Raw genomic sequence first — 26,393 nt, forward strand, 5'->3', positions numbered from 1 at the left:
TAACTACTGACCACTGACAACTGACAACTGACAACTGACCACTGACAACTGACCACTGACTAATGACTATTGACTAAAATGATATTTATTGGGCGTTATCAGGTTTTGATGGGATTGGAAAATGATACTGACAGAAAAACTTGAGCAAATAAAAGCTATTTTTACAGAAATGGAGCAGGCTTTGATTGCCTACTCTGGTGGTGTGGATAGTACTTTGGTTGCCAAGATTGCTTATGAGGTGTTGGGATCTCGCGCTTTGGCAATCACAGCAGTTTCTCCTTCTCTTTTACCAGAAGAGTTAGAAGACGCCAAAATTCAAGCTGCAACTATTGGGATTCCTCACCAAATTGTCCAGACTCACGAAATGGACAATCCCAATTACACTTCTAACCCTGTTAACCGTTGCTATTTTTGTAAAAGCGAATTGCACGACACTCTTAAACCTTTAGCTTTGGAGTTGGGTTATCCTTTTGTGGTAGATGGGGTAAACGCCGATGATTTGCATGATTATCGCCCAGGTATTCAAGCAGCTAAAGAAAGAGGTGCGCGATCGCCTTTAGCAGAAGTCGGTATCACAAAAGCTGAAGTCCGTCAACTTTCACAACAACTAGGATTACCTTGGTGGGATAAACCCGCCCAACCTTGTCTGAGTTCTCGTTTTCCCTATGGTGAAGAAATTACTGTAGCCAAGTTGCAACGAGTAGGTAGGGCAGAAATTTATTTGCGAAAGCTAGGTTGGCATAATTTGCGTGTGCGCTCTGAAGGAGACACAGCACGCATTGAATTGTTACCAGAACAAATTAAAGAATTTGTTTTAACTACAAATTTACCCTCAGTAGTTTCTGCATTTCAAGATTTTGGCTTTATCTACGTCACCTTAGATTTAGAAGGTTACCGCAGTGGTAAGTTAAATCAGGTTTTAAACCAACAACCCTTAAGTGCCAACTCCTAAATTGATGATTGGTAATTTGTTAACAATCTCCCCATTTCCAATTCCCAATTCCCAATTCCCAATTCCCAATTCCCAAAATTAAATAATTTCTGCTTTCACAGACACTAGAAAGCAACCGTTAATCCTCCAGGTATCGTCTGGCTGTTTTTCCATAAAATATAAAGCTCTCAAAGGAACTCCATGAGGACTAAGTAGCAGCACTGGCTGAGTGATGTTGCCCTGGATAATTGTAATCTTCTCAAAGAAGACAGAACGAGGACGGTATACGGCAGGATAATGCTTTCTCACCATCTGCATAAAATTTTCTGGAGTGCAAAATTGTTCCTGAATTCCAGGACTGGCAAAGGCAAAAGCACCTTGAGCATCATCTTTTTGAAAGGCTTCTAATTGACGTTCAATGACAGAACGTATGGTGACAAAATCTCTATCAGTAATTTCCATAAATTTAAACTGCGATCGCTCATTTCCCGCGCTGAGTCAGCTGAAATTCCATCTGATCTAGTGCTGAGCGCCAAACATCATACCCATCTGGTGATAAATGTAATCCATCTGTAGTTAACTCTAAACGCAAATTTCCTTGATAATCCACAAACCAACTATAGATATTGAGATAAGTGGCTCCTTCTTGTTTTGCAATTAGCGCAAGTTGTGCATTGATGTGACGAATACGGCTATTACTGATTGTTGGTAGGCGAGTAGGCAGAATTGATTCGATAATTATCTTTGTTTTTGGGTGACTGTGCTTCAGACTGCGGATAATCTGGCGGTGATTACGCACAATAGTTTCATCACTAGCACCTTTGCGTAAGTCGTTAATCCCAGCCATAATGTAAATCGCCTCTGGTCTTGTTGCCGAAAAGGCTGCCAATCTTTTTAAAATGCCTCCAGAAGTATCTCCAGATATTCCTTGATTTAGCCATAATTTACCAGCAGGCAATTTTTCTGTGGGAAACCACATACTTAAAGAATCACCTACTAAGATGCTCAAATTATTTGCATCTTGAATTTTAGTGATTGCTTTAGCTTCTAAAGCTAATAAATTTTTCCAGTCTTCATAAGTGAGTTGACGCTTCTGGGTTGACTCCGATAATGACTGCACACTATGACCATACATGTGTGTATAAATCTGGCCTGTTTTTAGTGCCGCTAATCTTTGGTAATAAAGTTGATTGCCAGATGTGAGTGGGAGTCTAGCTGGTTGATAACTATCATTGACTAATGGTTCTGTTGGTGATGTTGATACCTGGTTGCTGAATTGTGGTAAGGATGTGTCCAAGCTGGCGATGCTTTTCTGACCTACTTTTGGTTGTAAAGCATGTGAGTATGGCAACATCTGACTACTGAATTGTGCGAAATAAATATCAAAGCTGGGAATGCTAGTTTTACCTACTGTTGGCTGGTAATTGTGTTTAAAATCAGACAGGAATTGAGAACTTTCTGGTAGCATCATCGACACTTGTGGAAGAGTCGATGTTGGTAATGCTAATCCTGTTAACAAGCTTGCTGCCAACAGATAAGGCTCTCTCATCACTTTGTCTCTCCTCTGATTACTGTTTTTTACGCTTGACAGCATCAATTGCCTGTATTTACGGCAATTTTACTTTGGTCAAGTAATTATTTTCAGGGGTACTGTATAGTTCTGTAAAGCGACTTAACGAGATTCTATTTGACAATTTACAATTTCTTTAACGCATCTTTTTATCAGCTGCAAGTACTAAAATTTGTCAAAACCACAACTGGCAAGAGTTTTTGCTTTTGATTTTGCTAAAACACGAAATCTCTACCTAAATTCGGAAATTTGAATTCAGACTGTTATGCATTTAGTTGACATATCCACTGAAAAGCTGAGTTTATAAGCATTTTTACTTTGGAATTTTGACTTTTGCGTAGCGGTACTATTGAGTTTGTCATTTCTCACTTGTCATTAGGAGCCACTGCGTTGCTTTGGTTTCTAAGTTTGAAGTAAGTGGACTAGATCTTATGTTTACAAATGACTAATGAATATATTCACAGACAATAATGCAACATCTAAGTGCATTTGCCTATCAAGCAGCAAGCAGAAAGTTAGTCAAACTGATAGTTATTACTAACTATAAACAACTGCCGAACATCAAATAGATCTCAAATAGCTTGATAGCAATTAATGTCACTGTTATATACAGTGCAAGTTTTGATTAAATATCAAAAAATTGCTTGATTTCCGTGTAAAATTTGGCTGGTACTTCTGATAGTGTGATTAAGCATCTAGTAAAAATTGTCCAGAAATGTCAGAATTTAACTTATCTATCTGATTATCTTTTATTAGCTAAATTTATAAATTCTAGTTTTTATACTTCAACACATAAATATAAGTTTTTACATAATTAAAATCAATTCTATCTGTTATAGAAGAACTTCATTGAAAGTGCTAAGATTTAGGCGAAGTGATTAGTGTTTCCCTATTATTCTGTGGCAAGAGCTAGTACAGCGATTGGTGTTAGTCCAATTATTAAGGAGATTGTGCAAAAACAGGCACATTCAACACGGTTAACCCTGAAAGAAGTTATTCTTATGGGGATGTTAGCGATTGACAAGCTTGATGATCAAGGTCGTCAAGAGTTAGCAAATCAAGTTCATCAAATGCAAGTTAATGGAGAGATTTGAGTGAGTAGTTGTAGGGGCGGGTTTTGCAATCTTATTCAATTAGTAGCAAGATATGCGTTCCTTACCCGCCCGTACAGAAGTTGTAGGGGCAAATTCCGCAATCTTACTAAATTGGTAGCAAGATATGTCGATAAACCCGCCCGTACAGTATTTACAAATCTTAATCATCTCTCACTATTAACTTCATTGACTATTGACTGAAGCGATAACGGCTTCCTAGGAGATAATTCTCATTAATCTCAAAAGATATCCATCGGCGTTGTAAAGTTTCACAAACAAACCCAGTTGTATTAGAACCTGCAAATGGATCTAAAACGATATCATCTTTATCAGTTAAAAATTTGATAAAGAACTCGGCGAACCCTTGAGGAAAACGTGCTGGATGGGTTTTAACTCCTGCTGCTTTACAACGACGTAAATAAACACTATTTGATTCAGTGTTAGCAATTTCTAATAAATTCGGCGGAATTGCACCCTGGTTATCTTTTTGGAACTTGTCAGAAATATCATGTCCACTCGGACGTATTTTAGGAGTATAGCCATTTTTGAGTAATTGCTTCATACTTTGGCTATATGGCTTTAAAACTTTTCGATTGTCTGCTTTGGGAGTTGGTGTTTTGGATAACCACCAAACAACGTTTACTGAATCTTTAACTCGAATCCGTCTGATTGTCACCCACTCAGCAGGAGTAGGCAATCGAGCCGGATTGTAGTGATAGAATTCTTGAGCGAGAAAAAAGCCAACTTCCTTACATAATTTAACTAAAAGTTCGTATTGGTAAATACTCCGTACAGGTATCCCAGGAAGATAAGCACCGCCTAAGTCTATAACGAGTGAGCCATCAGTTTTTAGTACTCTTTTAAATTCATAGGCAAAAGGTAGAAACCACTCAATATATTTTTCCGCACTTTCGTTCCCGTATTCTTTTTTGCGGGTGAGAGCAAACGGCGGTGATGTCAAGATTAAATTAATACTGTTATCATCAATGAATTTAATTAGCTCTAGGCTATCACCCAAATATACTGCTCCGTTAGTTTGAGTATAATAAGGGCTACAAAGACTAGTTAGGCGGTTTTTTTCAGTTTCGTCTGTCAAGAATAATTAATGTTGTGTAATTAGCGCATCGTCATATTTATATGTTAGTAGTTAGTATCAACATAGGTAAACCCTATTCTCTGCAAAACTAAGAGGCTACCATTTTTTGTAGGGTAGAAATTTGCCAGACATAATAATTTTCACGCGATCGCCTTTGGGGTCTTCTTCTTTCTCCACATCTAAAGTAAAATCAATAGCGCTCATAATTCCATCGCCGAACTTTTCCTGAATTACGTCTTTAAGTGGATACCCATAGACTTGCATAATTTCATAAAAACGATAAATCAGTGGGTCGGTTGGTACAACTGGCCCCAATCCTTTCACAGGGTATTCAGCCAATTGTTGAATGTAGCTTGCATCTAACCCTAATGCGTCCACCAGTAACTTTGCTTCTTCTTGGGAAGCAGTAGCTTGACGGTAGAATAAAGCTGCAATCCATACTTCATCGCGTCCAAGAATTTTTTCTAAATCAGCGAAACTTAGTCCTTTAGCTTTTTTTGCTGCTAATAGTGTTTGTGTAATTTCGGGAATAGACACCTGATAACTCCGTTAGTTAATTTCTGCTAGTTTATTTTAGGCGATCGCGGTCACTAGGTTGATAACAGGCTTCACATTATGTCAGTTTCAAGGCTTGAAGTATTACTGTATTCAAATGTTGAACTTGACTTGCTCCTAATTTACCTATCCTTCTAGTGATTAGTTTACGTTCTATAGTGGTTATTCGAGTTACTCTAACTTTAGAAGCAACTCGTAATCCAGTATTAGTAAAATCTGGCTCTGAAGGATCTAAGATAAACTCTTCTGGACTCAAACTACTTATATTTTGAGATGAAATAAAACATAAAGTGATATCATCCCCCATAGTATCTACCCATAAAACTAAACCAGGGCGTAGCTTTGTTCCACTCAAGTCTGTAAACGGAAATGGAACCAAGACGATATCACCTTTTTGGAGAGACATTAGATAGGTTCTCCGTCTTCAAGGGAGTATATGTCTGGTTCATCTTCAAGAAATTTAAATGAACCACCAATTTGAGCAAGTTGTATTAGGTCACGGGTTGGAGGTTCTGATGAATCGAAAAAAAGTTTTTTCTCTAAGAGCGATCGCTCTTCATCAGAAAGAGATAAGATAACCTGCAACAGCGATTCCACAAGTTTAGTGTTCATAGGCTGACTTAATCTTTAGACAGTAAAAACCTTTTTCGCCATTTTTAGTAATTTGTTTCTTCGTTGCTCGAAGTGATTTTTATCCCAATCATTTAATTTTGCTAACTCCCTATTGAATGTTACATTTGATTGTTCGTAAAGACTTTTTTTATCAAAAAATGACTTATTACCTGCACTATTGTTGTTACGACCAGGCCAAAAAGACAAATTACCAATGTCGTTCTTTAATAACTCAAGCTCTTCAATTATGGAAGTACTGCTAGCATTCTGCGGGTATATATGCTCTATTGTAACTTTGCTTAAATCAAAAATACTTATTTCATTTGGTTTTGGTTTCCCATTTGCACCATTATGATACCACTCAATATGATCTTCTAATGTAGTTAAAAAATGTCTAATAATCATTTTTTTGGAGGAATTATCTTGATAGCTTAATTTTTGTATTAATAGAGATTCAAAAGTCTCATCAGGTGCATATTTTTCTTGTACTGCTTTCAATTCATCTCTTAAAGTAGAAATATTATATTGTTGCGGTGCTTGTCTAATTAACTTCGCGTGATCATAATATATTGTAGATATTTTCTCAGCGTGCGCTCCTACAATAGTAATGTAGCGAAAAGCAAAGCGTTCCAAAATGTCTATAATTTCTATAAATACTTTTTCCGAAAGACAATGGTAAACACTAAGTAAAAGAGGTATACAAAGTGTATGCCTTAATACTTTTATTAAACGTTGTAGTCTTTCCTGTTGCCAGTCTGAAGCTGTTGCATCTCGATAAGGCCACCTTCGTTCTAATATTTCTATAAAAACTTGTTGCTCATTTTTTATATCAGAAATAGTATGAGATACTTTTTTAGCTTCTTCAGTTTCAGAAATTTCTAAAACTACTCCAGGTGGAAATTTAAATATATCATCTCGAAATGTATCTGCTAAATTTCTCTTTGCTGCACCCTTACCCTGATGAGATGCATAGTAATTTCTAAAGAATTGGTCTACTTCTGTTGCTGGATAGCTAAGTATTGTGTCCCAGTTATCTTCAGCAAGTCCTTGTTCTCTCTCGTGTTTTTCTAGTAATTCAAGAGTATCTGAGCGCAGTTTATTTCCATCACTCAACTCTCTCCCTCTATCATTTAGTACCGCAAATAATCTGTAAGCTTCACTTCTATCCTCACTAACAATATAAATTACATAACAGTCTTCTATAATAGACTTCCGTAATTGTAGAAGAGAATTGAGTTTATCAGAAACACTGGATTTACTAATATCACTCAGGATTTTATCAATAAGATTTTTCCTAATAGAATCCCATGCAACTTGTAATTTTTTATGAGAATCTCGTGAGCATTGAGGACTGCGGCCATTTATCAAGTCTTCAAAAAAGACGTGATCGGCTTTTGAGAGAGTAAGGCGAAGACGCGGCTGTAATTGGTTATTTACGACTTCTTTATATTCTAAGTATTCATCTCTAGTAGTACTTGCATAAGATTTAGCTGCTTGTGAAGTTTCTATATCTTTTTCAGCTTCAGCTTCATTAGCAAGAGACTCGAATGCTTTAACAAGGGAAGCAATTGTCATTGTAAAAGTTGCTAGCCTTTGCTGACCATCAACCAAATCATAAAGATTTCCTGTATAACTATTGGGTATATGCTGTTTTATACTTACTAACCCACCAAAGAAATGTTTTCTTGGTTGACTAGGATTAACTTGTCTTGCCTTATAAAGTACTAACAAATCTTTAATAAAATCATCAATTTCTTCTTGTTCCCAATCAAAAGCTCTTTGGTATTTTGGTACTTTAAAAGGAATACGACGACAAAACAAATCTCCTAAGGATGTACTTTCAGGTTGCATAGTCATAGTTTTTACATAAATAAGCATCTTCTTTTATTAGCGTAGCTGAAGATATCAAATGTCAGGTGTAATTATTAAGTAATAAAAATCCCCCGCCATTAAGCAGGGGATTTTTATTACTTATCTACAAAACTAGTAGCCAGATCAACCGAACTTACCAGCCGTAGAGGCAATCAGGAAGGCTGCGTAGGTCAAGACATAACCAACGGTGAAGTGAGCTAGACCAACCAAACGAGCTTGAACGATGGATAGAGCCACGGGCTTATCTTTCCAGCGAACCAAGTTAGCTAGAGGAGTACGTTCGTGCGCCCAAACCAGAGTTTCAATCAACTCTTGCCAGTAACCTCTCCAGGAGATTAAGAACATGAAGCCAGTTGCCCAAACTAGGTGTCCGAAGAGGAACATCCAAGCCCAAACAGACAGGTTATTCACGCCGTATGGGTTGTAACCGTTAATCAACTGAGCAGAGTTAGCCCACAGGTAATCACGGAACCAACCCATGAGGTATGTGGAGTTTTCGTTGAACTGAGCAACGTTACCTTGCCAAATACCTAGGTGTTTCCAGTGCCAGTAGAAGGTTAACCAACCGACTGTGTTCAATGCCCAGAACAATGCTAGGTAGAAAGCGTCCCAAGCGGAGATATCGCAAGTACCGCCACGGCCGGGGCCGTCACAGGGGAAGGAATAGCCGAAGTCCTTTTTATCGGGCATCAGCTTAGAACCACGCGCATCCAAAGCACCTTTGACCAAAATCAAGGTGGTGGTGTGCAAGCCGAGGGCGATCGCATGGTGTACCAAGAAGTCGCCAGGGCCAATGGTTAAGAACAGAGAATTGGTGCTGGAGTTGATCGCATCTAACCAGCCTGGTAGCCATACGTTGCCGTAGTTGGGCCATGCTGTGTAAGCGACGCTATCAGGGTTAGACAACAAGGTGTCTAACCCGTAAAGTACTTTACCGTGAGCAGCTTGAATGAACTGAGCAAAGACCGGTTCAATCAAGATTTGCTTTTCAGGAGTACCAAAAGCTACTACTACGTCGTTGTGGACGTATAAACCGAGGGTGTGGAAGCCCAAGAAAAGGGATACCCAGCTGAGGTGGGAGATAATCGCTTCTTTGTGCTTCAATACACGGTCGAGAACGTTGCCTTTGTTTTGTTCGGGGTCGTAGTCACGAACCCAGAAGATTGCTCCGTGGGCGAAAGCACCTACCATCAGGAATATAGCAATGTACTGATGGTGTGTGTACAAAGCTGCCTGAGTTGTGTAGTCCTTAGCAATAAATGCGTAAGAAGGCAGTGAGTACATGTGCTGTGCTACCAAGGATGTAACCACACCCAAGGCAGCTAAGTGCCAACCCAACTGGAAGTGTAAGGAGTTGTTGTAGGTATCATAAATACCTTGGTGAGGCAAGTTGAATGGGCCTTCAACGGGAATACCAAAGAAGCTCTTAGCATTCAATGCCTCTTTGAGACTGTGACCAATCCCAAAGTTTGTCCGGTACATGTGACCGGCAACAATGAATAGTACTGCGATCGCCAAGTGGTGGTGAGCAATATCGGTCAACCACAAGGATTCTGTCTGAGGATGGAAACCACCCAAGAAAGTTAGAATCGCTGTTCCTGCACCTTGAGATGTGCTGAACACATGCCCAGGAGTGTCAGGGTTTTGAGCGTATACACCCCAGTTTCCTGTGAAGAAAGGTGTCAAACCTGCTGGGTGGGGTGCGGTGGTTAGGAAGTTATCCCAACCTACGTGCTGTCCGCGAGCTTCGGGGATAGCAACGTGAATCAAGTGACCTGCCCAAGCCAAAGAGCTAACACCAAATAGACCTGCTAGGTGGTGGTTGAGGCGATGTTCAGCGCTCTTGAACCATGCCAAGCTAGGACGGAACTTGGGTTGTAAGTGCAGCCAGCCAGCGAACAATAACACAGCTGCGAAGATTAGCAGGAAGACTGAACCGGTGTACAGTTCGCTGTTTGTCCGCATACCGATGGTATACCACCAGTGGTAGATACCAGAGTAGGTAATGTTTACTGGATAGTTTGCACCTGCTTGGGTAAACGCTTCGATCGCTGGTTTACCAAAGTGGGGATCCCAAATCGCGTGAGCGATGGGGCGTACGTGAAGGGGATCTTTGATCCACTGTTCAAAGTTACCTTGCCAGGCTACGTGGAACAGGAGGCTCGATGCCCACAGGAAGATGATTGCCAAGTGACCGAAGTGAGTTGCGAAAATCTTTTGGTAAAGATTTTCTTCTGTCATGCCATCGTGACTTTCAAAGTCGTTGCCTGTAGCGATCGCATACCATATCCGACGTGTAGTCGGATCCTGTGCGAGATCCTGGCTAAATTTTGGAAATTTTGTTGCCATAGGTTTGATAATTCCTCTGACCTTTAGCCATCAGGTATCAGCTTCTGAAGTTCTGAGTTTTGAGTCCTGAGTGCTGAGTTTTAACTCCTCACCACTCAGCACTCAGCACTCAGCACTACATATAACTGATTACTACCCTACTGAAAGGATGTGTGCGTGGAAGAAAGCCCAGGTTGTGGCTATTCCTCCTAAGAGGTAGTGAGCTACACCAACAGCCCGTCCTTGAATGATGCTCAGAGCGCGAGGCTGGATTGATGGCGCTACCCTTAGTTTATTATGCGCCCAAACGATGGACTCAATTAATTCTTGCCAGTAGCCGCGACCACTGAACAGGAACATCAAGCTGAATGCCCAAACAAAGTGAGCGCCCAAGAACATGAGTCCATAAGCAGATAGCGCACTGCCATAGGAGTTGATTACTTGTGAAGCTTGCGCCCACAAGAAGTCACGCAACCAACCGTTGATGGTGATGGCACTTTGGGCAAAGTTACCACCTGTGATGGTTGTTACAGTACCGTCTGCATCTACAGTACCCCAAACATCTGATTGCATTTTCCAACTGAAGTGGAAAATCACAATGGATAGGGAGTTGTACATCCAGAACAATCCGAGGAACACATGATCCCAACCAGATACTTGACATGTGCCGCCACGACCAGGGCCGTCGCAAGGGAAGCGGAAGCCTAGGTTTGCCTTGTCTGGAATCAGACGAGAACTGCGGGCAAACAATACGCCCTTGAGCAGAATTAGTACTGTTACGTGAATGGTGAAGGCGTGAATGTGGTGAATCAAAAAGTCAGCTGTACCCAAAGCAATGGGTGCTGCTGCGACTTTGCCACCTACAGCCAAAATACCACCGCCAAACACATAGCTCACAGGTTCTAAGGCATTGGGTGCAGTGCTACCAGGAGCTAAGGCGTGGATATTTTGTACCCACTGAGCAAATACTGGCTGCAACTGAATTGCCGTATCAGAGAACATGTCTTGAGGACGACCCAACGCACGCATTGTGTCGTTGTGGATGTAAAGTCCAAAGCTGTGGAAGCCAAGGAAAATAGACACCCAGTTGAGATGAGAGATAATCGCATCCCGGTGACGAATCACCCGATCCAGTAGGTTGTTTTGGTTCACCACCGGATCATAATCCCGCACCATGAAGATAGCTGCGTGAGCTGCTCCACCAACGATCAGGAAGCCACCAATCCAAATATGGTGAGTGAATATGCACAACTGCGTAGCGTAATCAGTTGCCAAGTATGGATAGGGGGGCATCGCATACATGTGGTGCGCGATGATGATGGTCAGGGAACCCAAGAAGGCAAGGTTAGTTGCCAGCTGAGCGTGCCAAGATGTGGTCAGGTTTTCGTAGAGACCTTTGTGACCTTCACCAGTGAAGGGCCCTTTATGGTTTTCTAGGATCTCTTTAATGCTGTGACCGATACCCCAGTTGGTGCGGTATTGGTGACCAGCAATGATAAACAGTACTGCGATCGCTAGGTGGTGATGAGAAATATCTGTCAGCCACAAGCCACCTGTTACTGGGTTCAGACCGCCTTTGAATGTCAGGAAGTCAGCATACTGACCCCAGTTCAAAGTGAAGAAAGGTGCTAAACCACTAGCAAAGCCAGGATAAAGCTCAATCAACAAGTCTTTGTTCAGGATGAATTCGTGGGGCAGGGGTATGTCTTTGAGGGCGACGCCTGCATCCAAAAGTTTGTTGGTTGGTGCAGACACATGGATCAAGTGACCAGCCCATCCCAAGGAACCACAACCTAGCAACACTTGCAAGTGGTGATTCAGCATTGACTCCACATTCTGGAACCATTCCAGTTTAGGAGCGCGCTTGTGGTAATGGAACCAACCTGCAAATAGGAACAAGCCTGCTAATACCAAGCCGCCAATGGCAGTTACATACAGTTGGAAGGAGTTGGTAATACCCCAGCCACGCCATACTTGGAACAAGCCAGAGGTGATTTGAATGCCGTGGAAACCACCACCGACATCACCATTGAGGATGTCTTGTCCCACAATTGGCCAAACGACTTGAGCGCTTGGCTTGACATTCAACGGGTCGCTTAACCACGCTTCGTAGTTAGAGAACTTAGCCCCGTGGAATATCATCCCGCTGAGCCAGATTGTCACTACGGCCAAATGCCCGAAGTGCGCGGCAAATATCTTGCGGGATATTTCTTCTAAATCGCTTGTATGTGTATCGAAATCGTGGGCGAGGGCATGAAGGTTCCAAATCCATGTGGTGGTTTTGGGACCTCTGGCTAGAGTTCTGTCAAAGTGTCCTGGTTGTGCCCATTTCTCAAATGAGGTAGGAACCGGATCGTTATCAACTATCACTCTGGCCTTTTTTTCCTCTCGCTCCGGAGGACTGATTGTCATTCGACCTCCTCTCTGGATAAGGAATGAGGAATCATGGATACCACAAAGTGAACCGCTATCACAGCTCCCAGAAAACTCTGGAGCAGCGATGGAAGACTCTTGATGTGGAGTGTTGTTTCTGTTGAATTATAGAGTCTTCACTCGTACACTGTTAGACACATTTTAACAATAATTCAAAATCCCTGAAATAATTGCCTTTGCTACCTTGTAAGTTCCTAGTCTTGTCCAAAAAGTCAATAGTTTCTTCATATAATTTACAAAGGATAACAATTCGTAAAATTTATGATTTTACTGTATATAGTAGAAATTCTGTGCTTTGCTAAAACGGCGTATAAATTGCAAACTACTTATTGTGGGCGTTAACTGATGACGATTGACTGAGACTGTTAACTGTGTGAATGGGAAATCTCGTGGCATGAAGGGAAGATTTCACCTTTTGGGCTATAGTTCCGAGTGGACAGTTTAAGCCAAAATAATTTGTCAGTTGTTGAAGACTATACTTTGGGTGTAAAGCATGAATTTGTGGCAGAAGCCGATTTTACAGAAGCTCCTCTCTAGGAGTTTTGCTATTTTTAGATGCTTAATAACTTTAGTGCTGGTATTGAATTTAGCTAGTTGTGGTGAAAAAGCTGTTAGTAAAGAAGTATCCATTGGCTATACAGAAAAACCTCAACAGATTTCTCAACAATTTTCAGAAGTTTCCCCTCCTGATGTCATTCAAGAACTACGCCCAGCTTTAGAAGTTTATCGACCACAAGTTACAATAGTTACTCCTAAACCTGATGAAGTCCTAGAGGAAAACACTGTTAAAGTTAACTTTCAGGTTAAAGATTTACCAATATTTAAAGACCCACAATTTGAATTAGGGCCTCATTTACATGTAATTCTCGATAATCAACCTTATGTGGCTGTTTACGATTTGAAGCAGCCGTTAGTTTTGCCAGACTTGTCTCCTGGTACTCATACCCTGCGCGTCTTTGCCTCGCGTCCTTGGCATGAAAGCTTTAAAAATGAAGGCGCTTATGCCCAGACAACATTTCACATTTTTACCAAAAGTGACGACAACCAACCGGATGCAGCTTTGCCCTTACTCACCTACAGCCGTCCCAAAGACAATTATGGGGCAGAACCAATCCTACTGGATTTTTACTTGACTAATGCTCCCCTACACCTTGCTACTAAAGACAACCCCAATGATCAATTTGGAGATTGGCGCATCCGCTGTACGATTAATGGCGAAAGCTTTGTGCTTGACAGTTGGCAAGCAGTTTATCTCAAAGGCTTTCAGCCTGGTAAAAACTGGGTAAAACTGGAATTTTTGGATAACCAAGGAAATCCTGTAAAAAATGCTTTTAACACTACTGTCAGAGTGATTAACTACCAGCCAAAGGGGAAAGACACTCTGTCGAGAATTGTCAGAGGAGAACTGAAAGCTGATGATGTACGTGGCATTGTAGACCAAAATTACGTCAAAAAACCAATTACTGAACCAATCCCCACGCCTACCCCTACCACAACTCCTGCTGTGGAAATTACACCTCAACCACAGCCAGCCGAAGAAAAACAGCCAATTCCTGAAACTAAAGTTCCAGAAATTCCCCAAACACAACCAACCGAGTCACCACAAAAAGAAGTAACGCCTACACCCCAAGCAACAGAGTTACCAAAAAAAGTAGTTCCTGAACCTGAAAAACAGCGATTTGGCGGCATTTTTAACCGTCGTCCCCGTCCCACTGTCCAACCATCCCCTAGCACACCAGAAACCACACCTGAACCGCAGCCAGAAGTAACACCTGCGACAGAATTACCACAAAAAGAAGTTCCTGAAACAAAGATTATTGAATCTCCTACACCAGAACCGGTTATACCGCTTCCAGAAACTACACCAGAACCACAGTCAGAGGTGACACCCACACCTGAAGCAACAGAATTACCAAAAACTGTAGTTCCTCAACCTCAAAAACAAAGATTTGGCGGATTTTTTAATCGTTTTCGTCGCAATGTCCAACCATCGCCAAGCTTAACCCCCACGCTACCAGAGATTATTGAGTCTCCAGCAGCAGAACCACAGCTAGAGGTAACACCATCACCTGAAGCCACTGAGTTACCAAAAACAGGAGTTTCTGAAGTTGAAAAACAATGACTGATGGCTGATGACTGTCATCTGTTATTGATAATCAACTTTCGTTAGCTGAAGATACTCAACTTTAACTTTTGCGATAAAGCTTCAACAAAGGCGATCGCTGCTACTGAATTCCCTGTACTATCCAAGCAAGGACTGTAAGTAGCGATCGCCCCCTCACCTGGTACGATTGCTAAAAGTCCGCCACCAATTCCTGATTTCATCGGTAGACCAATTCTGACGACAAACTCGGCAGAAGCTTCGTAAAGTCCACAGGTTAACATCACGCCGTTAACAATTTGGCGGTGTTTTGATGCTAAAAAACCACTTTCATAAGCAAGCAGTTTTCCCAGTAAAGCTAAATCCTCAACCTGAGCAGATAAACAGCATATTTGCTCGTAAGTGTCAAGGGCTATATCAAGATTGTAAAGATGTCCGCTTTCAGCGAGATAATTTGCGATCGCTTGATTTGCGGGGGAACGTGATGAACGTACAGAAGCCAACAGCGCCTGATCTAACTTGAGTTGACAACCTGCTAATTGATTTAACCATTGACAGAATAATTGAGTGCGATCACTACCATTTTTTCCTGGTAACTTATCTGCAAGGGCAATAGCACCACTATTAATCATCGGATTGCGGGGGTGTCCGCGATCGGCAATTAGTTGATCTAGAGAATTGAACGGTGCATCAGAAGGTTGAATTCCCACCCACTGTAACACTGTTTCTGCTCCCATATGTTCTAGCAGATAGAGGAACGAAAATGGCTTAATTACACTCATCAACGGAAAAACACAACCTGTATCCCCAAGGCTGTAATGCTTTGATTCACAGCAGATGTGAACTGCAAACCAGCGAGGATCTGCTGAAGCTAATTTTGGGATGCGATCGACAATTCGTCCTCGTTCAGCTTGGGTTTTAGCTAGTTGTAGCCAGTCTAATAACTCTGTATTACTTAATGTGTCAAATTCTTTCACAAAAGATCCAGCCACTTCAAATTACTTATACAGGACTTACGCAAAAGTATCAAAAAAACGAACTGCAAAGCACACAAAAGACGTGAAGAAATAAGAGTTTAAAAGAGTTATTGCGTAAGTTCTACTATAGTTCAATACAGTTCAGTGACGGATTTCTTCCTTTTCTTTCTTCTCTCTGCGTCCTTGGCGGGTTGTTAAAAAAATTTAATTTGACACAAAGTCTTAGACTTAACAGAACCGTATTAACCTATAGTTAATAAGCATAATGCTTGCATTTTTAATTTTTAATTCTTAATTTTTAATTCTTTATGCCTTCCCGTGTTAGAGCGCCAGAATTACCGCAAAATTATTCTTGGTTAAATACAGATAAACCTTTATCTCTAAAACAACTCAAAGGTAGAGTTGTAATTTTAGACTTTTGGACATACTGCTGTATCAACTGTTTGCACGTTCTACCAGACCTAAAATATTTAGAACAAAAATACAAAGATAGCCTTACAGTTATTGGTGTCCACTCTGCCAAATTTGACAACGAAAAAGAAACCGAAAGTATCCGCCAAGCTATTTTGCGCTATGACATTGAACACCCAGTTATAGTAGATAGTGGTTTCCGAGTTTGGGAAGAGTATACTGTGCGTGCTTGGCCTACCTTAATGGTCATCGATCCAGAAGGTTATGTGGTTGGCTACGTCTCTGGTGAAGGAAATCGTGACGCTTTAGATCAACTAATTGAACAATTAATTACCCAACACCTTGAAAAAGGCACTATTAATTTTCAAGAACTTAGCTTGACTTTAGAAAAACAGCGTCAACCATTAATCACACCCTTAGCTTTTCCTGGTAAAGTTTTAGCTAATCCAGCAGGTTTATTCATCGCCGACTCTGGACATCATCGCTTAGTGATGAGTAACTTTGATGGCGAAATTTTGCATTTAATTGGTACGGGTAAATCTGGTTTAACTGACGGTGCTTTTAACGAAGCACAGTTTTTTGCACCCCAAGGAATGACATTTGATGCTGAAAATCAGATTCTTTACGTTGCAGATACAGAAAATCATGCGTTGCGACGAATTGATTTACAGCGTCAAGTTGTGGAAACCATCGCCGGAACTGGTGAACAAAGCCACAATATTTATCCTCATGGAGGTGTTGGTTTAGAAACTGTGTTGAATTCTCCTTGGGATTTAGTAAAAGTTGGTAATACATTATTTATTGCAATGGCTGGCCCGCATCAAATTTGGCAAATGGATTTAGAAACTAGCATTATTAAAACCTATGCTGGAACTGGTGCAGAAGCTTGTGTTGATGGTTTATTAACTGAGTCTGCTTTTGCACAACCCAGTGGTATCACTACCAATGGAGAAGAATTATATATTGCTGACAGCGAAGTCAGTTCAATTCGTGGTGTGAAATTAGTAGAACCGCAACAAGTAACAACTGTTTGTGGTAGTGGTGGTTTATTTGGTTTTGGTGATGTTGATGGACAAGGCGAGGATGTGCGGTTACAGCATTGTTTAGGTGTAGAATATGCTCAAAATTATTTGTGGGTAGCTGATACTTACAATCACAAAATTAAATTAGTTAGTCCTAGTACAGGGAATTGTCAAACTGTTTTAGGCGATGGTGCTGCTGGTTTACAAGATGGTCAAGGTAAGAATAGCCGCTTTTTTGAACCTTCGGGATTGAGTGCTATAAGTTCATATTTATATGTTGCTGATACTAATAATCATGCTATCCGTAAAGTAGATTTGAATACGTTTGAGGTGACAACGTTACAATTTCCCGGTTTGTGTGCGCCTGATGTGTGTGTTCCGGCGAATTTATAGAAGGAATTATCTCACGCAAAGGCGCAAAGGCGCTAAGAATAACTTTGCGTCTTTGCGTCTTTGCGTGAGATTTAAAAGAAAGATTTTGTTGAGCGATCACTTGATACGATTTTTTCATTCAGTATTTATACTAAACTACTACTAGTAAAATCACAATATAATTTAATTGATACTTTCAATTAATAGTATAAATATAGTTATGAAAAATAAATGTATTACTTTAGACTGTGGAGATGATGTAGTGTTATTTGAAAAACATACTTATAAAGTAAGTAGATTAAGAGAATTAGTTATACGACAATTGGTAAATAAATGGCATCATGAAGTTTGCACCTATAAAAGTCAGCTTACTAAAAATTCAGTTGGTAGTTTGTTTGCTAACATCTCTGCTGGTGATGAGTTTATACCCTTCAGTGAAGTTAAATTAAATGCTGTTAAAATTGTCAGGTTCTTAAAATTGATGGTAAAGGGTGGCAGAAAGGTAAATTAGCAATTGAAATAACTATATATCCTAATAGTAATCAGCAAAATAATTTAATTATTGAATTTTATCCAAATGAACCTAGTTAACCTTCAAATAGATTCAGATGAGATTCGTAAAATGATGCAAACAACATGAACACTATCCTCCACATAACCCAACGCCAACAATGGGAAGACGCAAAATTTATCGGTAGCTATCGCGCTGATTCGCTGGACACTGAAGGTTTTATCCACTGTTCTAAGTCAACACAAATTGTCAAAGTTGCAAATAGGTTTTTCTTTAATCAAAAAGATTTGGTATTACTTTTTATTGATTCAGAAAAGGTTCAAGCTGAAATTCGCTATGAAGAGGCTGAGATAGGTGAATTATTTCCTCACATTTATGGAGAGTTAAATGTTGATGCTGTCTATGAGGTGATTAATTTTGAGTCTGGGAAAGATGGGTTTTTTGAGTTGCCGCAAGAAGTTGTAAATTTAGAATAATGAACCGCAGAGGCGCAGAGGACACAGAGGAGAGATGGAAGGTAAAGAGTTTGATGTGGGTGAGTATGTTGATCAAATGGCGTTGTTGTTAGATTTGCAATTAAGAGATGAATATCGGGATGGGGTGGTGGCAAATTTTGAGAGAATTAAAGCGATCGCACATTTAGTAAATTCTTTCCCTTTACCGGAGGATGTTGAAGCTGCACCTGTGTTTGCACCATTGGAAGGGGAAGGAGTAAAGGGGAAGGGGAAGGTTGAAGCTATACCTGTGTTTGAACCATGAATGATGCTGTATCTATAGCAACTGCTATACGTGAAGGTCAAGTTAGTGCGGTGGATGTTACTAAAAATGCACTAGGACGTATAGCAGCACGAGATCATGAACTCAATTGTTTTACGGCTGTAATTGCTGAAAAAGCTTTGGCTGATGCAGCACGAGTTGATGATGAAGTAGCACAAGGTAAAAACCCTGGTGTGTTGGCTGGTGTACCTTTTGCGGTCAAAAATCTCTTTGATATCGCTGGTTTAACTACTCTGGCGGGGTCGAAAATTAATGCGGAAAACCCAGCAGTTACTCAGGATGCAACAGCAGTGGCTAAGCTGAAACAAGCTGGTGCTGTGTTAGTTGGTGCTTTAAATATGGATGAGTACGCCTATGGGTTTGTGACGGAAAACTCTCATTACGGTGCTACTCACAACCCCCATGATTTACAACGGGTGGCTGGCGGTTCTTCGGGGGGTTCGGCGGCGGCTGTTGCTGCTGGTTTGGTACCGTTGACGCTGGGTTCTGATACGAATGGTTCAATTCGGGTTCCGGCGGCTTTGTGTGGTGTTTTTGGTTTGAAGCCAACTTACGGACGGTTATCGCGTGCTGGTGTAGCTTTATTTTCTAGCAGTTTTGACCATATTGGGCCTTTTGCTCGTTCGGTACAGGATATTGCTACGGTGTTTGATGTGCTTCAAGGTGAAGACGATCGCGATCCAATTTGTACCAAGCGTCTTCCTGATTTATGTTTACCACAATTAAATCAAGATATCTCTGGTATCAAAATTGCTATCGCTGATGGTTATTTTCTCAAAGGTGCAGCACCGGAAGCTTTAGCAGCAGTACAACAGGTAGCGGATGCTTTGCATGTAACTGAGTATGTAACGATACCAGAAGCACACTGCGCCCGTGCAGCGGCGTTTGTAATTACGGCTAGCGAGGGTGCAAATCTGCATTTGGATAAATTGCGATCGCGTCCCCAAGATTTCGACCCCGCAACCCGCGATCGCTTTTTGGCTGGGGCGTTAATTCCTAGTCATTGGTATTTGCAAGCACAACGGTTTAGAAAATGGTATCGCGATCGCGTCCGTGAAATTTTTCAAAATGTCGATGTAATTCTTGCCCCAACTACACCCATTTCAGCACCATTAATTGGTCAACAAACCATGATTTTAGACGGAGAGGAAATTCTCGTCCGTCCTCATTTAGGTTTATTCACTCAACCATTATCTTTCATTGGCTTACCTGTTTTATCAATACCAATTCTGCGCCCAGATGCCCTACCTTTAGGTGTGCAATTGATAGCTGCACCATACAATGAAGCGCTAATTTTACGAGTTGCAGCGGTGTTAGAACAACAATTGGTAATTCGTAATTCGTAATTCGTAATTCGTAATTAATAAAGCGTGGGCGAATGGTATTGGCGGCTATACAAACTAAGTTTGAAACCTGCGTAGGCGGGTTTTGTCTGTATAGAGGCGGTTAGAAACCGCCTCTAATCTTACGAAAGCACTGGTTGTGCTTCTGGTTGCTGGACTTTACTCTTCAACACGGTTGGTAATTCCTTGCTAAAGGGTTCACCTTCAACCATTTGTGAACGGAAACCATCAGGGCCAACTGGAACGTCGCCAGTGAGGGTGGTGCGATAAAGCACGCGCTCAACTTCTATATGATCCAAATCTTGGGGGGCCAAATGTGCGGTGGCGCGGTTGTCCCAGAAGGCGATATCTCCGTTATTCCAGCGGAAGCGGGTAGTGTATGCAGGTTTGGTGATTTGGTTAAAGAACAACTCCAGCAGCAAATCGCTTTCTTGACGTGATACATCAAGAATGTGCGAGGTGAAGCCTGGGTTGACAAACAACGCTTTTTCGCCTGTCTCAGGATGAACCCGCACTACCGGATGGACGGAAACCAGGGGATTAGCTGCAATGCGCTGGGCTAGCTTACTGTTGCTGGGTATATTCAAACGTGCATTAAAGCGGTGTTCAGCTTTCAATCCGTCTGCTAACGCACGCAGAGGTGCTGACAAACCCTCGTAGGCTGCAACTAAATTAGTCCACTGTGTATCACCACCAACGCTAGGCACGTTAACTGCACGCAAAATTGACCCCGCAGGCGGATTGACAACCGCTGTCACATCGGTATGCCAACGGCTTTCGTAGCTAGAACGGCGCAACCCGTTGCGTCGTTCGTAGCGGCTGCGGTCAATGGGGAGGATTTCTGAGAAACCCTCAATTGGCTCATCTTCGTGGGGGTGTGCGTAGGTAACTTCGCCGAAACGACTCGTGAAGGCAATTTGAGCAGCATGATCGATGTTCTGATTACGGAAGAATACGACTTTCCACTTCAATAATGCTTTACGAATTTCTTTAACTACATCATCTTCCAGAGGACGGGAAAGATCCACGCCGCTGATTTCTGCACCAGTGAAACCAGATGTAGGTTTGACTTCGATGTGCTTGTAGCCCATGTCAATTCTCCAGAGTTACTTATAGAGCAGTGTTCACACTCGTTCGCTTGTTTTGGTTTGTTGCCATCGTGTGTAAGCAACATCCCAAAGCGAGCGATCGCAGTTCAAAATTATTCTACAATAAATCGACCAATAAACCGTAGTATAAAGTTACGTATTTTAAACTGCCCAAATCACCGCAGGTTTAATCGAGGTAAGTTAGCCGTCAGTAGATCACAATTTCACCAAAAAGCGATCGCCTCAATAGACCTCTTGCAAAAGTCATTTAGTTGATTTAACTGACTTTCGACATGTTTTACTTGTTTAATTCTTCCTTTAATAAAAGACTAACCAACTCAGGTAATTGACTACAGCAGGGATTCGAGTGTTCATCTAGTTCATTACGTTGGATCTGTACCCCAATCTTATCAGCACGTTGAATTGCTTGTTTTGTCAAAGGTTTTAATGGATTTGGATACAGACACATTGATTTTTCGTAATTCGGTATATGCCTTTCAAGCAAATTCCGCAACCTATCACGGGTAATTTCTGCAAAATGGTCTTGAAAGTGAATTAAGTACCAAAGTTCAAAACAGGGATTTGTAATTGCTAGCTGAATTTTTTGGCTTTTAGCTCGATTAATGGCACTTTGCCAATTTTCAAAACTTTTTTCAATATGCTCATCTCCATCAAACACAGCCCAAGCAGTATCTTTAGAATTCCACTGCTGGTTTTCTCTTAGCTGCGATCGTTCTTCGATGAGTCTTTCAATAATACTACGTGGATCAGTTCTACCTTGATTCTCCAATACAATAATTTTTAAAGTTGGCGATCGCAAGTCATTGCGAATACTTTTAAAATAAATTGGTTCTGTTTTACTTCCTTCACAAGCTATTAGTATTTTTTGAGCAATATTTCTACTTGGTTGACGACGATTTAACGGTCTTGGCACTACTAATCACCCTGTAAAATCATTTCCTCATCAGATGGAAGAAACGGGACAGCCCCAAAGCGACCATCTAAATAAGCTTTATCAATTGCTAAATCATTGCGTACCTTAAAATCACTCAAAGAATATAATTCAGTGCTTTGATCAGGACGTTTTTGGGTAAACCAAATTTGATCACGCCGTAACAAATTATTTCTTTGTAAGGTATTATCATGACTAGTGAAAATCAGTTGAGCGCGTTTTGGATTCGTTTGAGGATTTTGAAATATTTTGATAATATTTCTTGTAATATTTGGATGAATATTTGTACCTAATTCATCGACAATTATTAATCCGCTTACTGTCAAAGACATTACTATACGGAATGCCAAATTAAATAAGCGCTGAGTACCAAGAGACTCTTCATCAAAAAGCCACTGGATTTCGTCACCATCAGAAGTATTATGCACAGCATATATATTGTATTCAAAATCACTATCAGATTTTTTTTTAAACTCTATTCTAGACAGTCCGGTATCAAATTTTTGTACAATATTTAATGTTTGTTTAATTAATTCATTGAATCCATAAATGTTAATATCTTGCGAAATTAGAATCGAAGCACCGTCTAAATATTCATCTGTCAAGTCAATTCCAACCCATCTAATTGTTATCCAGTCTATAAAAGGGTTTAATATATCTACTTTTAATTTGACTAATGTACTAATAAATAATTCATTTTCTCTAATAATTTTTTGAAGCTGATTATGTGGGCCTGTAAAATCATCACCAGTTTTCCATATAAATTTTTTCTTATCTTTATCCCATTGACGATGAAATAAACGACGAGTCCTTTTAGTAGTGTTTAAGGCATAGTCTAAGTTTTCTGAAACTACATGATTTTGATTAATTATTAGAGAATAAGTATAGATAGCGTTGTTAAATGTAGTTCGTAACTCAAATTTTGTTGGGCTGCGAGCAGAAATACTATCTAATTTGAAGGGGTCTAGTTTTGCATGTTTAAACATTCGTTGAAAGTTGACTACTTCCTGTGTGCCATGAGCCATTATGAACAATAAATAATCTAGAGCTTGGATAATATTACTTTTGCCTGATGCATTAGCTCCAAAAATAGCTAGAACTGGTAAAAGCTCAATATTCCAGCCTTCAAGATGATATCCGGGTGCAATTTCATGATCAGACTTTACTCGTTTGCGTTTGCTGCTTTGACTTGTTTGACGAGTATTTTGTTTTTGAGCAACTGCACTTAAAGTTACAGGTTCTTTAATTGACCGATAGTTTTCAACTGTAAAGTCTACAAGCATAATAAAACCCGTACAAAGCAGCTTTTTGTGATTTATTCACGTAAATCGTATCGTAAAGGTAAGCAAATCTCCACTTTGATTACAACTCGTCATCTGAACTACTAATCTGGCAAACCTAAAATTGCCGGGTGGAGATGGGGAGTAGGGAGTAGGGAAAGAGTTTTAGCATTTCTCCTTTCCTCCTTCTCTGTGTACTCTGTGCCTCTGTGGTTCGTTATTATACTCTTTAAAGTTTGCTTATAAGTGTAATAACTCGCATAAACTATGACTGCCAAATTATTACACTTTAAGACACCCAGCAATCCAGAACTAACTACAAGAGTATTAGATCGACAATAGCAGTAAGGAACTCTAACCAAGATAGGTATAGGGCAATGGTGCGATTAAAGTTGTGGCAATGGGTTGTCTTAGCACTTCCCATCGCCTCCATCATCACTTTTTTATTAATATCCGCAGGTTTACAAATCCACGCTTGGGGTATTAATTGGATCTGGGCTGTGTTCACTCTAATATTCGTCGCCTGGCGTTGGCTGCTGGTGAGATGGACTCAACCAGCATTCAAGCAAGTAGAAGCCGTACTAGCAGAAGTCAGCGCCAAACTGGAATCTACTACAGACAATGCTGTCAAACTACCGCCGGAAACTGACACCACCAAACAAGCAGAAGCCGCACTCCAGGAAATCTTGCAAGCAGCACAAAACGATCGCCCGATTTGGGAAGATTGGGCGACATTTTGGCAGCGATGCCAAGATTTAGTAGTAGCGATCGCTCATATTTACAATCCTCAAGTACAATACCCCCTGCTCAATATTTACGTTCCCCAAGCTTATGGACTGATTCGGGGAACAATGGATGGCTTGGATTTATGGATGCAAAAGTTATCTCCTGCTCTCAATCAGGTGACAGTTGGGCAGGCATACCAAGCATATGAAGTCTACCGCAAGGTGGAACCATCTGCACGCAAACTCTGGCGGGTTTGGAACTGGGCGCAGTGGCTGTTAAATCCGGTGGCTGCTGTTGCTAATCGAGCTACCAAAGGTACGAGTAACCGTGCTACTCAGCAATTATTAGTAAATTTAGGTCAACTACTGCGAGAAGCTGCCCTGAGAAACTTATGTCAGCAAGCGATCGCTCTCTACGGCAAAACAATCCCCACTTCAGTCACCACAGTTGCCATACCAAAACTACCCACAGTCAAAACTCAAACACTGCGAGACATCCTAGCCCAAGCCGAACCAGTGGAGGCGGTTGAACAAAAACCCGTGAATATTCTGCTGGTGGGGCGAACGGGATCGGGAAAAAGCAGTTTGATTAATACTTTGTTTCAAACGGATCAAGCAGCTGTTGATGTTTTACCCAGTACTGCACAGATTCAAAATTACCACTGGCAAACTGCCAACGGTGAAATTCTCACACTTTTGGATACACCAGGTTACGAGCAAGTCAACCGTGGAGAACTACGAAAATTAGTGCTTGATTATGCTACAACCGCAGATTTGCTGTTACTTGTGACTCCTGCCCTTGATCCCGCCTTACAAATGGATGTGGACTTTCTCAGAGATATACAGGCGGAAGTTAGCGACTTAAACGCGATCGCAGTAGTAACTCAAGTAGATCGCTTGCGTCCCATCCGTGAATGGCAACCTCCTTATGATTGGGAAGGGGGCGATCGCCCAAAAGAAATTGCCATTCGCCAAGCGACTGAATACCGCGTGCAACTTTTGGGTGAATTCTGTAATTTGGTTTTACCAATCGTCACCAGTGACATCAAAACCGGGCGAGTTTCCTGGGGAGTGGAAGCCCTATCTTTAGGATTAGTAGAAGCGATCGCGCCTGCAAAACAACTCCGCCTAGCTCGATTTTTGCGTAACCTAGAAGCCCGCACTGTCGCCGCTGCTAAAATCATCGACCACTACACCTTTCAGATGGCTACCACACAAGGACTGACAGCACTGCTTAAAAGTCCTGTCCTCCAGTTTATTTCTACCCTGTCAACCGGTACTCCCACCTTAGCTTATTTACTGGCAGAACAAATCCCAGTGGAAAAGTTACCGATTGTAATTGGTAAACTGCAAATGGCTTATGAGCTTTTCTCACTTTTGAATGGCAGCGATTCTAAAACACCCAACTTTGACTTATTAGCCCTGTGGCCGCTGCTGCTGGAAACTTCTGCATCTCCCGACCGCAACGCTTGGGCATTTGGTCATGCTTTAGTAGAATATTGGACTAAGAATTTCACAGTTGAACAACTTCGAGAAAGATTTGAATATTATTTACAGCAGGTTTGATAAGGCAGGGGGAGCAGGGGAACTCGGGGCCCCCACGACCGGAGGGAGTGGGGATTAGGGGCACAGGGGAGATGGGGAGAATAACAACTGACAACTGACAACTGACAACTAACTAAGCACTTTGCTATAAAAGCTGCTCTTGTTAAGAATACATTCAAGAGCAGCTTTATTTAATATAAATACTCAAACTTACACACAATTTAAGCATCTTCAAGTTCAAATTGCGCCACTGTCACCGCATTAAAAGCGAAAGCTGCAACCAAAGGCATTGGACACCGCAGTACAAAGGTAGAAATTACAGCTACGATTGTGCCAATTACCGCAGATACCGACCATAATCTTTCCTCAAAGGTTAACCCCTTTTCGGCTTTGATCGATTTGAGAACGTGACTCGGAATTGGTTCAGGTATTACTCCTCCCGGAGGGAAAGCCCAATAATTGTTACGCCGTTCAATAAATAATTCTGTCCAGCCATTCTCTTGGCACCATGCTTCAATCCATTCAACAGAGTAATGTGTCATATCAGTGTTGGTAATTCGCCGGGTTGAATTTGTGTAGTTGAGAATATAAATCTATAGAATATTTTTGAGTCATTAACTAATCACAATGAAGTTACAGCTAATTATCCTCTTGTAAACTTGTAAAGCTTTTTCAGCATTTGAGACACTTAAATCATTACGCTCAAACAATGCTTACTGCTCACCTTAATTAAAAGACTAACAGTCGATAGTGCTAGGTGAACTTAAAAGACAACAAACTTTACCTGAAATTAGTAAA

General features: G+C 41.0%; 23 protein-coding genes and 1 pseudogene. 10 read left to right on the top strand and 14 right to left on the bottom strand.

Translation table 11 applies throughout. The features are described from left to right. Positions 1-121 precede the first annotated feature (121 nt). Positions 122-952 carry an ATP-dependent sacrificial sulfur transferase LarE gene (gene larE, locus I8748_RS33725; RefSeq protein ID WP_198128832.1) on the top strand — a complete coding sequence of 277 codons (831 nt, stop codon included), beginning with the start codon at positions 122-124 and terminating at the stop codon, positions 950-952. A gap of 78 nt (positions 953-1,030) precedes the next feature. Here larE and I8748_RS33730 read toward each other — a convergent pair whose 3' ends face one another. Then, complete coding sequence (locus tag I8748_RS33730) at positions 1,031-1,393, bottom strand: DUF4864 domain-containing protein (RefSeq protein ID WP_198128833.1); 363 nt, start codon at positions 1,391-1,393, stop codon at positions 1,031-1,033. A 19-nt stretch (positions 1,394-1,412) separates the two neighbouring features. Next, positions 1,413-2,480, bottom strand: coding sequence for an SGNH/GDSL hydrolase family protein (locus I8748_RS33735; protein ID WP_198128834.1), 1,068 nt, complete (start codon positions 2,478-2,480; stop codon positions 1,413-1,415). A 902-nt stretch (positions 2,481-3,382) separates the two neighbouring features. Between I8748_RS33735 and I8748_RS33740 the strand changes: the two genes are divergently transcribed. Beyond that, positions 3,383-3,595: a hypothetical protein gene (locus tag I8748_RS33740; protein ID WP_198128835.1), complete on the top strand. Its 213-nt coding sequence runs from the start codon at positions 3,383-3,385 to the stop codon at positions 3,593-3,595. A 190-nt stretch (positions 3,596-3,785) separates the two neighbouring features. Here I8748_RS33740 and I8748_RS33745 read toward each other — a convergent pair whose 3' ends face one another. From I8748_RS33745 to psaA, 7 genes are all read right to left on the bottom strand, one after another. Beyond that, on the bottom strand, positions 3,786-4,691 hold the full coding sequence (locus I8748_RS33745; RefSeq protein ID WP_198128836.1) for a DNA-methyltransferase: 906 nt from the start codon (positions 4,689-4,691) through the stop codon (positions 3,786-3,788). Between the two features lie 96 nt (positions 4,692-4,787). Further along, on the bottom strand, positions 4,788-5,228 hold the full coding sequence (cynS, locus tag I8748_RS33750) for a cyanase (protein WP_198128837.1): 441 nt from the start codon (positions 5,226-5,228) through the stop codon (positions 4,788-4,790). 76 nt (positions 5,229-5,304) lie between these two features. After that, positions 5,305-5,652, bottom strand: coding sequence for a type II toxin-antitoxin system PemK/MazF family toxin (locus I8748_RS33755; RefSeq protein ID WP_198128838.1), 348 nt, complete (start codon positions 5,650-5,652; stop codon positions 5,305-5,307). Then, on the bottom strand, positions 5,652-5,858 hold the full coding sequence (locus I8748_RS33760; protein WP_198128839.1) for a hypothetical protein: 207 nt from the start codon (positions 5,856-5,858) through the stop codon (positions 5,652-5,654). The genes I8748_RS33755 and I8748_RS33760 overlap by 1 nt, the downstream gene beginning before the upstream one ends. 15 nt (positions 5,859-5,873) lie before the next feature. Then, entirely contained in the window at positions 5,874-7,715 is a 1,842-nt protein-coding gene (locus tag I8748_RS33765; RefSeq protein ID WP_198128840.1) for a DUF262 domain-containing protein, read from the bottom strand. A gap of 138 nt (positions 7,716-7,853) precedes the next feature. After that, positions 7,854-10,079, bottom strand: coding sequence for a photosystem I core protein PsaB (psaB, locus tag I8748_RS33770; RefSeq protein WP_198128841.1), 2,226 nt, complete (start codon positions 10,077-10,079; stop codon positions 7,854-7,856). A 132-nt stretch (positions 10,080-10,211) separates the two neighbouring features. Continuing rightward, complete coding sequence (gene psaA, locus I8748_RS33775; RefSeq protein ID WP_198128842.1) at positions 10,212-12,470, bottom strand: photosystem I core protein PsaA; 2,259 nt, start codon at positions 12,468-12,470, stop codon at positions 10,212-10,214. 514 nt (positions 12,471-12,984) lie between these two features. On the opposite strand from psaA, the gene I8748_RS33780 reads away from it, so the two are divergent. Then, on the top strand, positions 12,985-14,613 hold the full coding sequence (locus I8748_RS33780) for a hypothetical protein (RefSeq protein ID WP_198128843.1): 1,629 nt from the start codon (positions 12,985-12,987) through the stop codon (positions 14,611-14,613). A 44-nt stretch (positions 14,614-14,657) separates the two neighbouring features. On the opposite strand, the gene I8748_RS33785 is transcribed toward I8748_RS33780, so the two are convergent. After that, complete coding sequence (locus I8748_RS33785) at positions 14,658-15,584, bottom strand: glutaminase (RefSeq protein WP_404800395.1); 927 nt, start codon at positions 15,582-15,584, stop codon at positions 14,658-14,660. Between the two features lie 293 nt (positions 15,585-15,877). Between I8748_RS33785 and I8748_RS33790 the strand changes: the two genes are divergently transcribed. The 6 genes and pseudogenes from I8748_RS33790 (at position 15,878) to I8748_RS33815 (ending at position 20,008) form a co-directional block, all read left to right on the top strand. After that, positions 15,878-17,395 carry a thioredoxin-like domain-containing protein gene (locus I8748_RS33790; protein WP_198128844.1) on the top strand — a complete coding sequence of 506 codons (1,518 nt, stop codon included), beginning with the start codon at positions 15,878-15,880 and terminating at the stop codon, positions 17,393-17,395. A 199-nt stretch (positions 17,396-17,594) separates the two neighbouring features. Continuing rightward, positions 17,595-17,885 carry a hypothetical protein gene (locus I8748_RS33795; RefSeq protein WP_198128845.1) on the top strand — a complete coding sequence of 97 codons (291 nt, stop codon included), beginning with the start codon at positions 17,595-17,597 and terminating at the stop codon, positions 17,883-17,885. Next, positions 17,852-17,965, top strand: coding sequence for a hypothetical protein (locus tag I8748_RS36420; RefSeq protein ID WP_198128926.1), 114 nt, complete (start codon positions 17,852-17,854; stop codon positions 17,963-17,965). The genes I8748_RS33795 and I8748_RS36420 overlap by 34 nt, the downstream gene beginning before the upstream one ends. 45 nt (positions 17,966-18,010) lie before the next feature. Further along, entirely contained in the window at positions 18,011-18,361 is a 351-nt protein-coding gene (locus tag I8748_RS33805) for a DUF952 domain-containing protein (protein WP_198128846.1), read from the top strand. Positions 18,362-18,395: 34 nt separating this feature from the next. Further along, positions 18,396-18,581 (top strand): annotated as a pseudogene (locus I8748_RS33810) (DUF4089 domain-containing protein); the annotation flags it as partial. Between the two features lie 59 nt (positions 18,582-18,640). Continuing rightward, on the top strand, positions 18,641-20,008 hold the full coding sequence (locus tag I8748_RS33815) for an AtzE family amidohydrolase (protein WP_198128848.1): 1,368 nt from the start codon (positions 18,641-18,643) through the stop codon (positions 20,006-20,008). Between the two features lie 119 nt (positions 20,009-20,127). Here I8748_RS33815 and I8748_RS33820 read toward each other — a convergent pair whose 3' ends face one another. From I8748_RS33820 to I8748_RS33830, 3 genes are all read right to left on the bottom strand, one after another. Continuing rightward, complete coding sequence (locus I8748_RS33820; protein WP_198128849.1) at positions 20,128-21,096, bottom strand: TauD/TfdA dioxygenase family protein; 969 nt, start codon at positions 21,094-21,096, stop codon at positions 20,128-20,130. A gap of 295 nt (positions 21,097-21,391) precedes the next feature. Beyond that, positions 21,392-22,027 carry an RloB family protein gene (locus tag I8748_RS33825; RefSeq protein WP_198128850.1) on the bottom strand — a complete coding sequence of 212 codons (636 nt, stop codon included), beginning with the start codon at positions 22,025-22,027 and terminating at the stop codon, positions 21,392-21,394. Positions 22,028-22,029: 2 nt separating this feature from the next. Then, positions 22,030-23,328, bottom strand: coding sequence for an AAA family ATPase (locus tag I8748_RS33830; RefSeq protein ID WP_198128851.1), 1,299 nt, complete (start codon positions 23,326-23,328; stop codon positions 22,030-22,032). Between the two features lie 374 nt (positions 23,329-23,702). On the opposite strand from I8748_RS33830, the gene I8748_RS33835 reads away from it, so the two are divergent. Then, complete coding sequence (locus I8748_RS33835; RefSeq protein ID WP_198128852.1) at positions 23,703-25,616, top strand: GTPase family protein; 1,914 nt, start codon at positions 23,703-23,705, stop codon at positions 25,614-25,616. Positions 25,617-25,816: 200 nt separating this feature from the next. Here the strand turns inward: I8748_RS33835 and I8748_RS33840 are convergent, their stop codons facing one another. Further along, positions 25,817-26,137 carry a slr1957 family protein gene (locus I8748_RS33840; RefSeq protein WP_198128853.1) on the bottom strand — a complete coding sequence of 107 codons (321 nt, stop codon included), beginning with the start codon at positions 26,135-26,137 and terminating at the stop codon, positions 25,817-25,819. Between the last annotated feature and the right edge of the window lie 256 nt (positions 26,138-26,393).

Source organism: Amazonocrinis nigriterrae CENA67, from assembly GCF_016056305.1.
In the GTDB taxonomy this organism is placed as follows: Bacteria; Cyanobacteriota; Cyanobacteriia; order Cyanobacteriales; family Nostocaceae; genus Amazonocrinis; species Amazonocrinis nigriterrae.

Excerpts from the sequence above, each read along its gene's own strand:
- I8748_RS33815 (WP_198128848.1), top strand. The coding sequence starts at position 18,641 with ATGAATGATGCTGTATCTATAGCAACTGCTATACGTGAAGGTCAAGTT.
- I8748_RS33835 (WP_198128852.1), top strand. The coding sequence starts at position 23,703 with ATGGTGCGATTAAAGTTGTGGCAATGGGTTGTCTTAGCACTTCCCATC.
- I8748_RS33760 (WP_198128839.1), bottom strand. The coding sequence starts at position 5,858 with ATGAACACTAAACTTGTGGAATCGCTGTTGCAGGTTATCTTATCTCTT.
- I8748_RS33735 (WP_198128834.1), bottom strand. The coding sequence starts at position 2,480 with ATGAGAGAGCCTTATCTGTTGGCAGCAAGCTTGTTAACAGGATTAGCA.
- I8748_RS33730 (WP_198128833.1), bottom strand. The coding sequence starts at position 1,393 with ATGGAAATTACTGATAGAGATTTTGTCACCATACGTTCTGTCATTGAA.
- I8748_RS33840 (WP_198128853.1), bottom strand. The coding sequence starts at position 26,137 with ATGACACATTACTCTGTTGAATGGATTGAAGCATGGTGCCAAGAGAAT.
- I8748_RS33780 (WP_198128843.1), top strand. The coding sequence starts at position 12,985 with ATGAATTTGTGGCAGAAGCCGATTTTACAGAAGCTCCTCTCTAGGAGT.
- I8748_RS33765 (WP_198128840.1), bottom strand. The coding sequence starts at position 7,715 with ATGACTATGCAACCTGAAAGTACATCCTTAGGAGATTTGTTTTGTCGT.
- I8748_RS33805 (WP_198128846.1), top strand. The coding sequence starts at position 18,011 with ATGAACACTATCCTCCACATAACCCAACGCCAACAATGGGAAGACGCA.
- I8748_RS33830 (WP_198128851.1), bottom strand. The coding sequence starts at position 23,328 with ATGCTTGTAGACTTTACAGTTGAAAACTATCGGTCAATTAAAGAACCT.
- larE (WP_198128832.1), top strand. The coding sequence starts at position 122 with ATGATACTGACAGAAAAACTTGAGCAAATAAAAGCTATTTTTACAGAA.
- I8748_RS33795 (WP_198128845.1), top strand. The coding sequence starts at position 17,595 with ATGAAAAATAAATGTATTACTTTAGACTGTGGAGATGATGTAGTGTTA.
- psaB (WP_198128841.1), bottom strand. The coding sequence starts at position 10,079 with ATGGCAACAAAATTTCCAAAATTTAGCCAGGATCTCGCACAGGATCCG.
- I8748_RS33820 (WP_198128849.1), bottom strand. The coding sequence starts at position 21,096 with ATGGGCTACAAGCACATCGAAGTCAAACCTACATCTGGTTTCACTGGT.
- I8748_RS33755 (WP_198128838.1), bottom strand. The coding sequence starts at position 5,652 with ATGTCTCTCCAAAAAGGTGATATCGTCTTGGTTCCATTTCCGTTTACA.
- I8748_RS33790 (WP_198128844.1), top strand. The coding sequence starts at position 15,878 with ATGCCTTCCCGTGTTAGAGCGCCAGAATTACCGCAAAATTATTCTTGG.
- psaA (WP_198128842.1), bottom strand. The coding sequence starts at position 12,470 with ATGACAATCAGTCCTCCGGAGCGAGAGGAAAAAAAGGCCAGAGTGATA.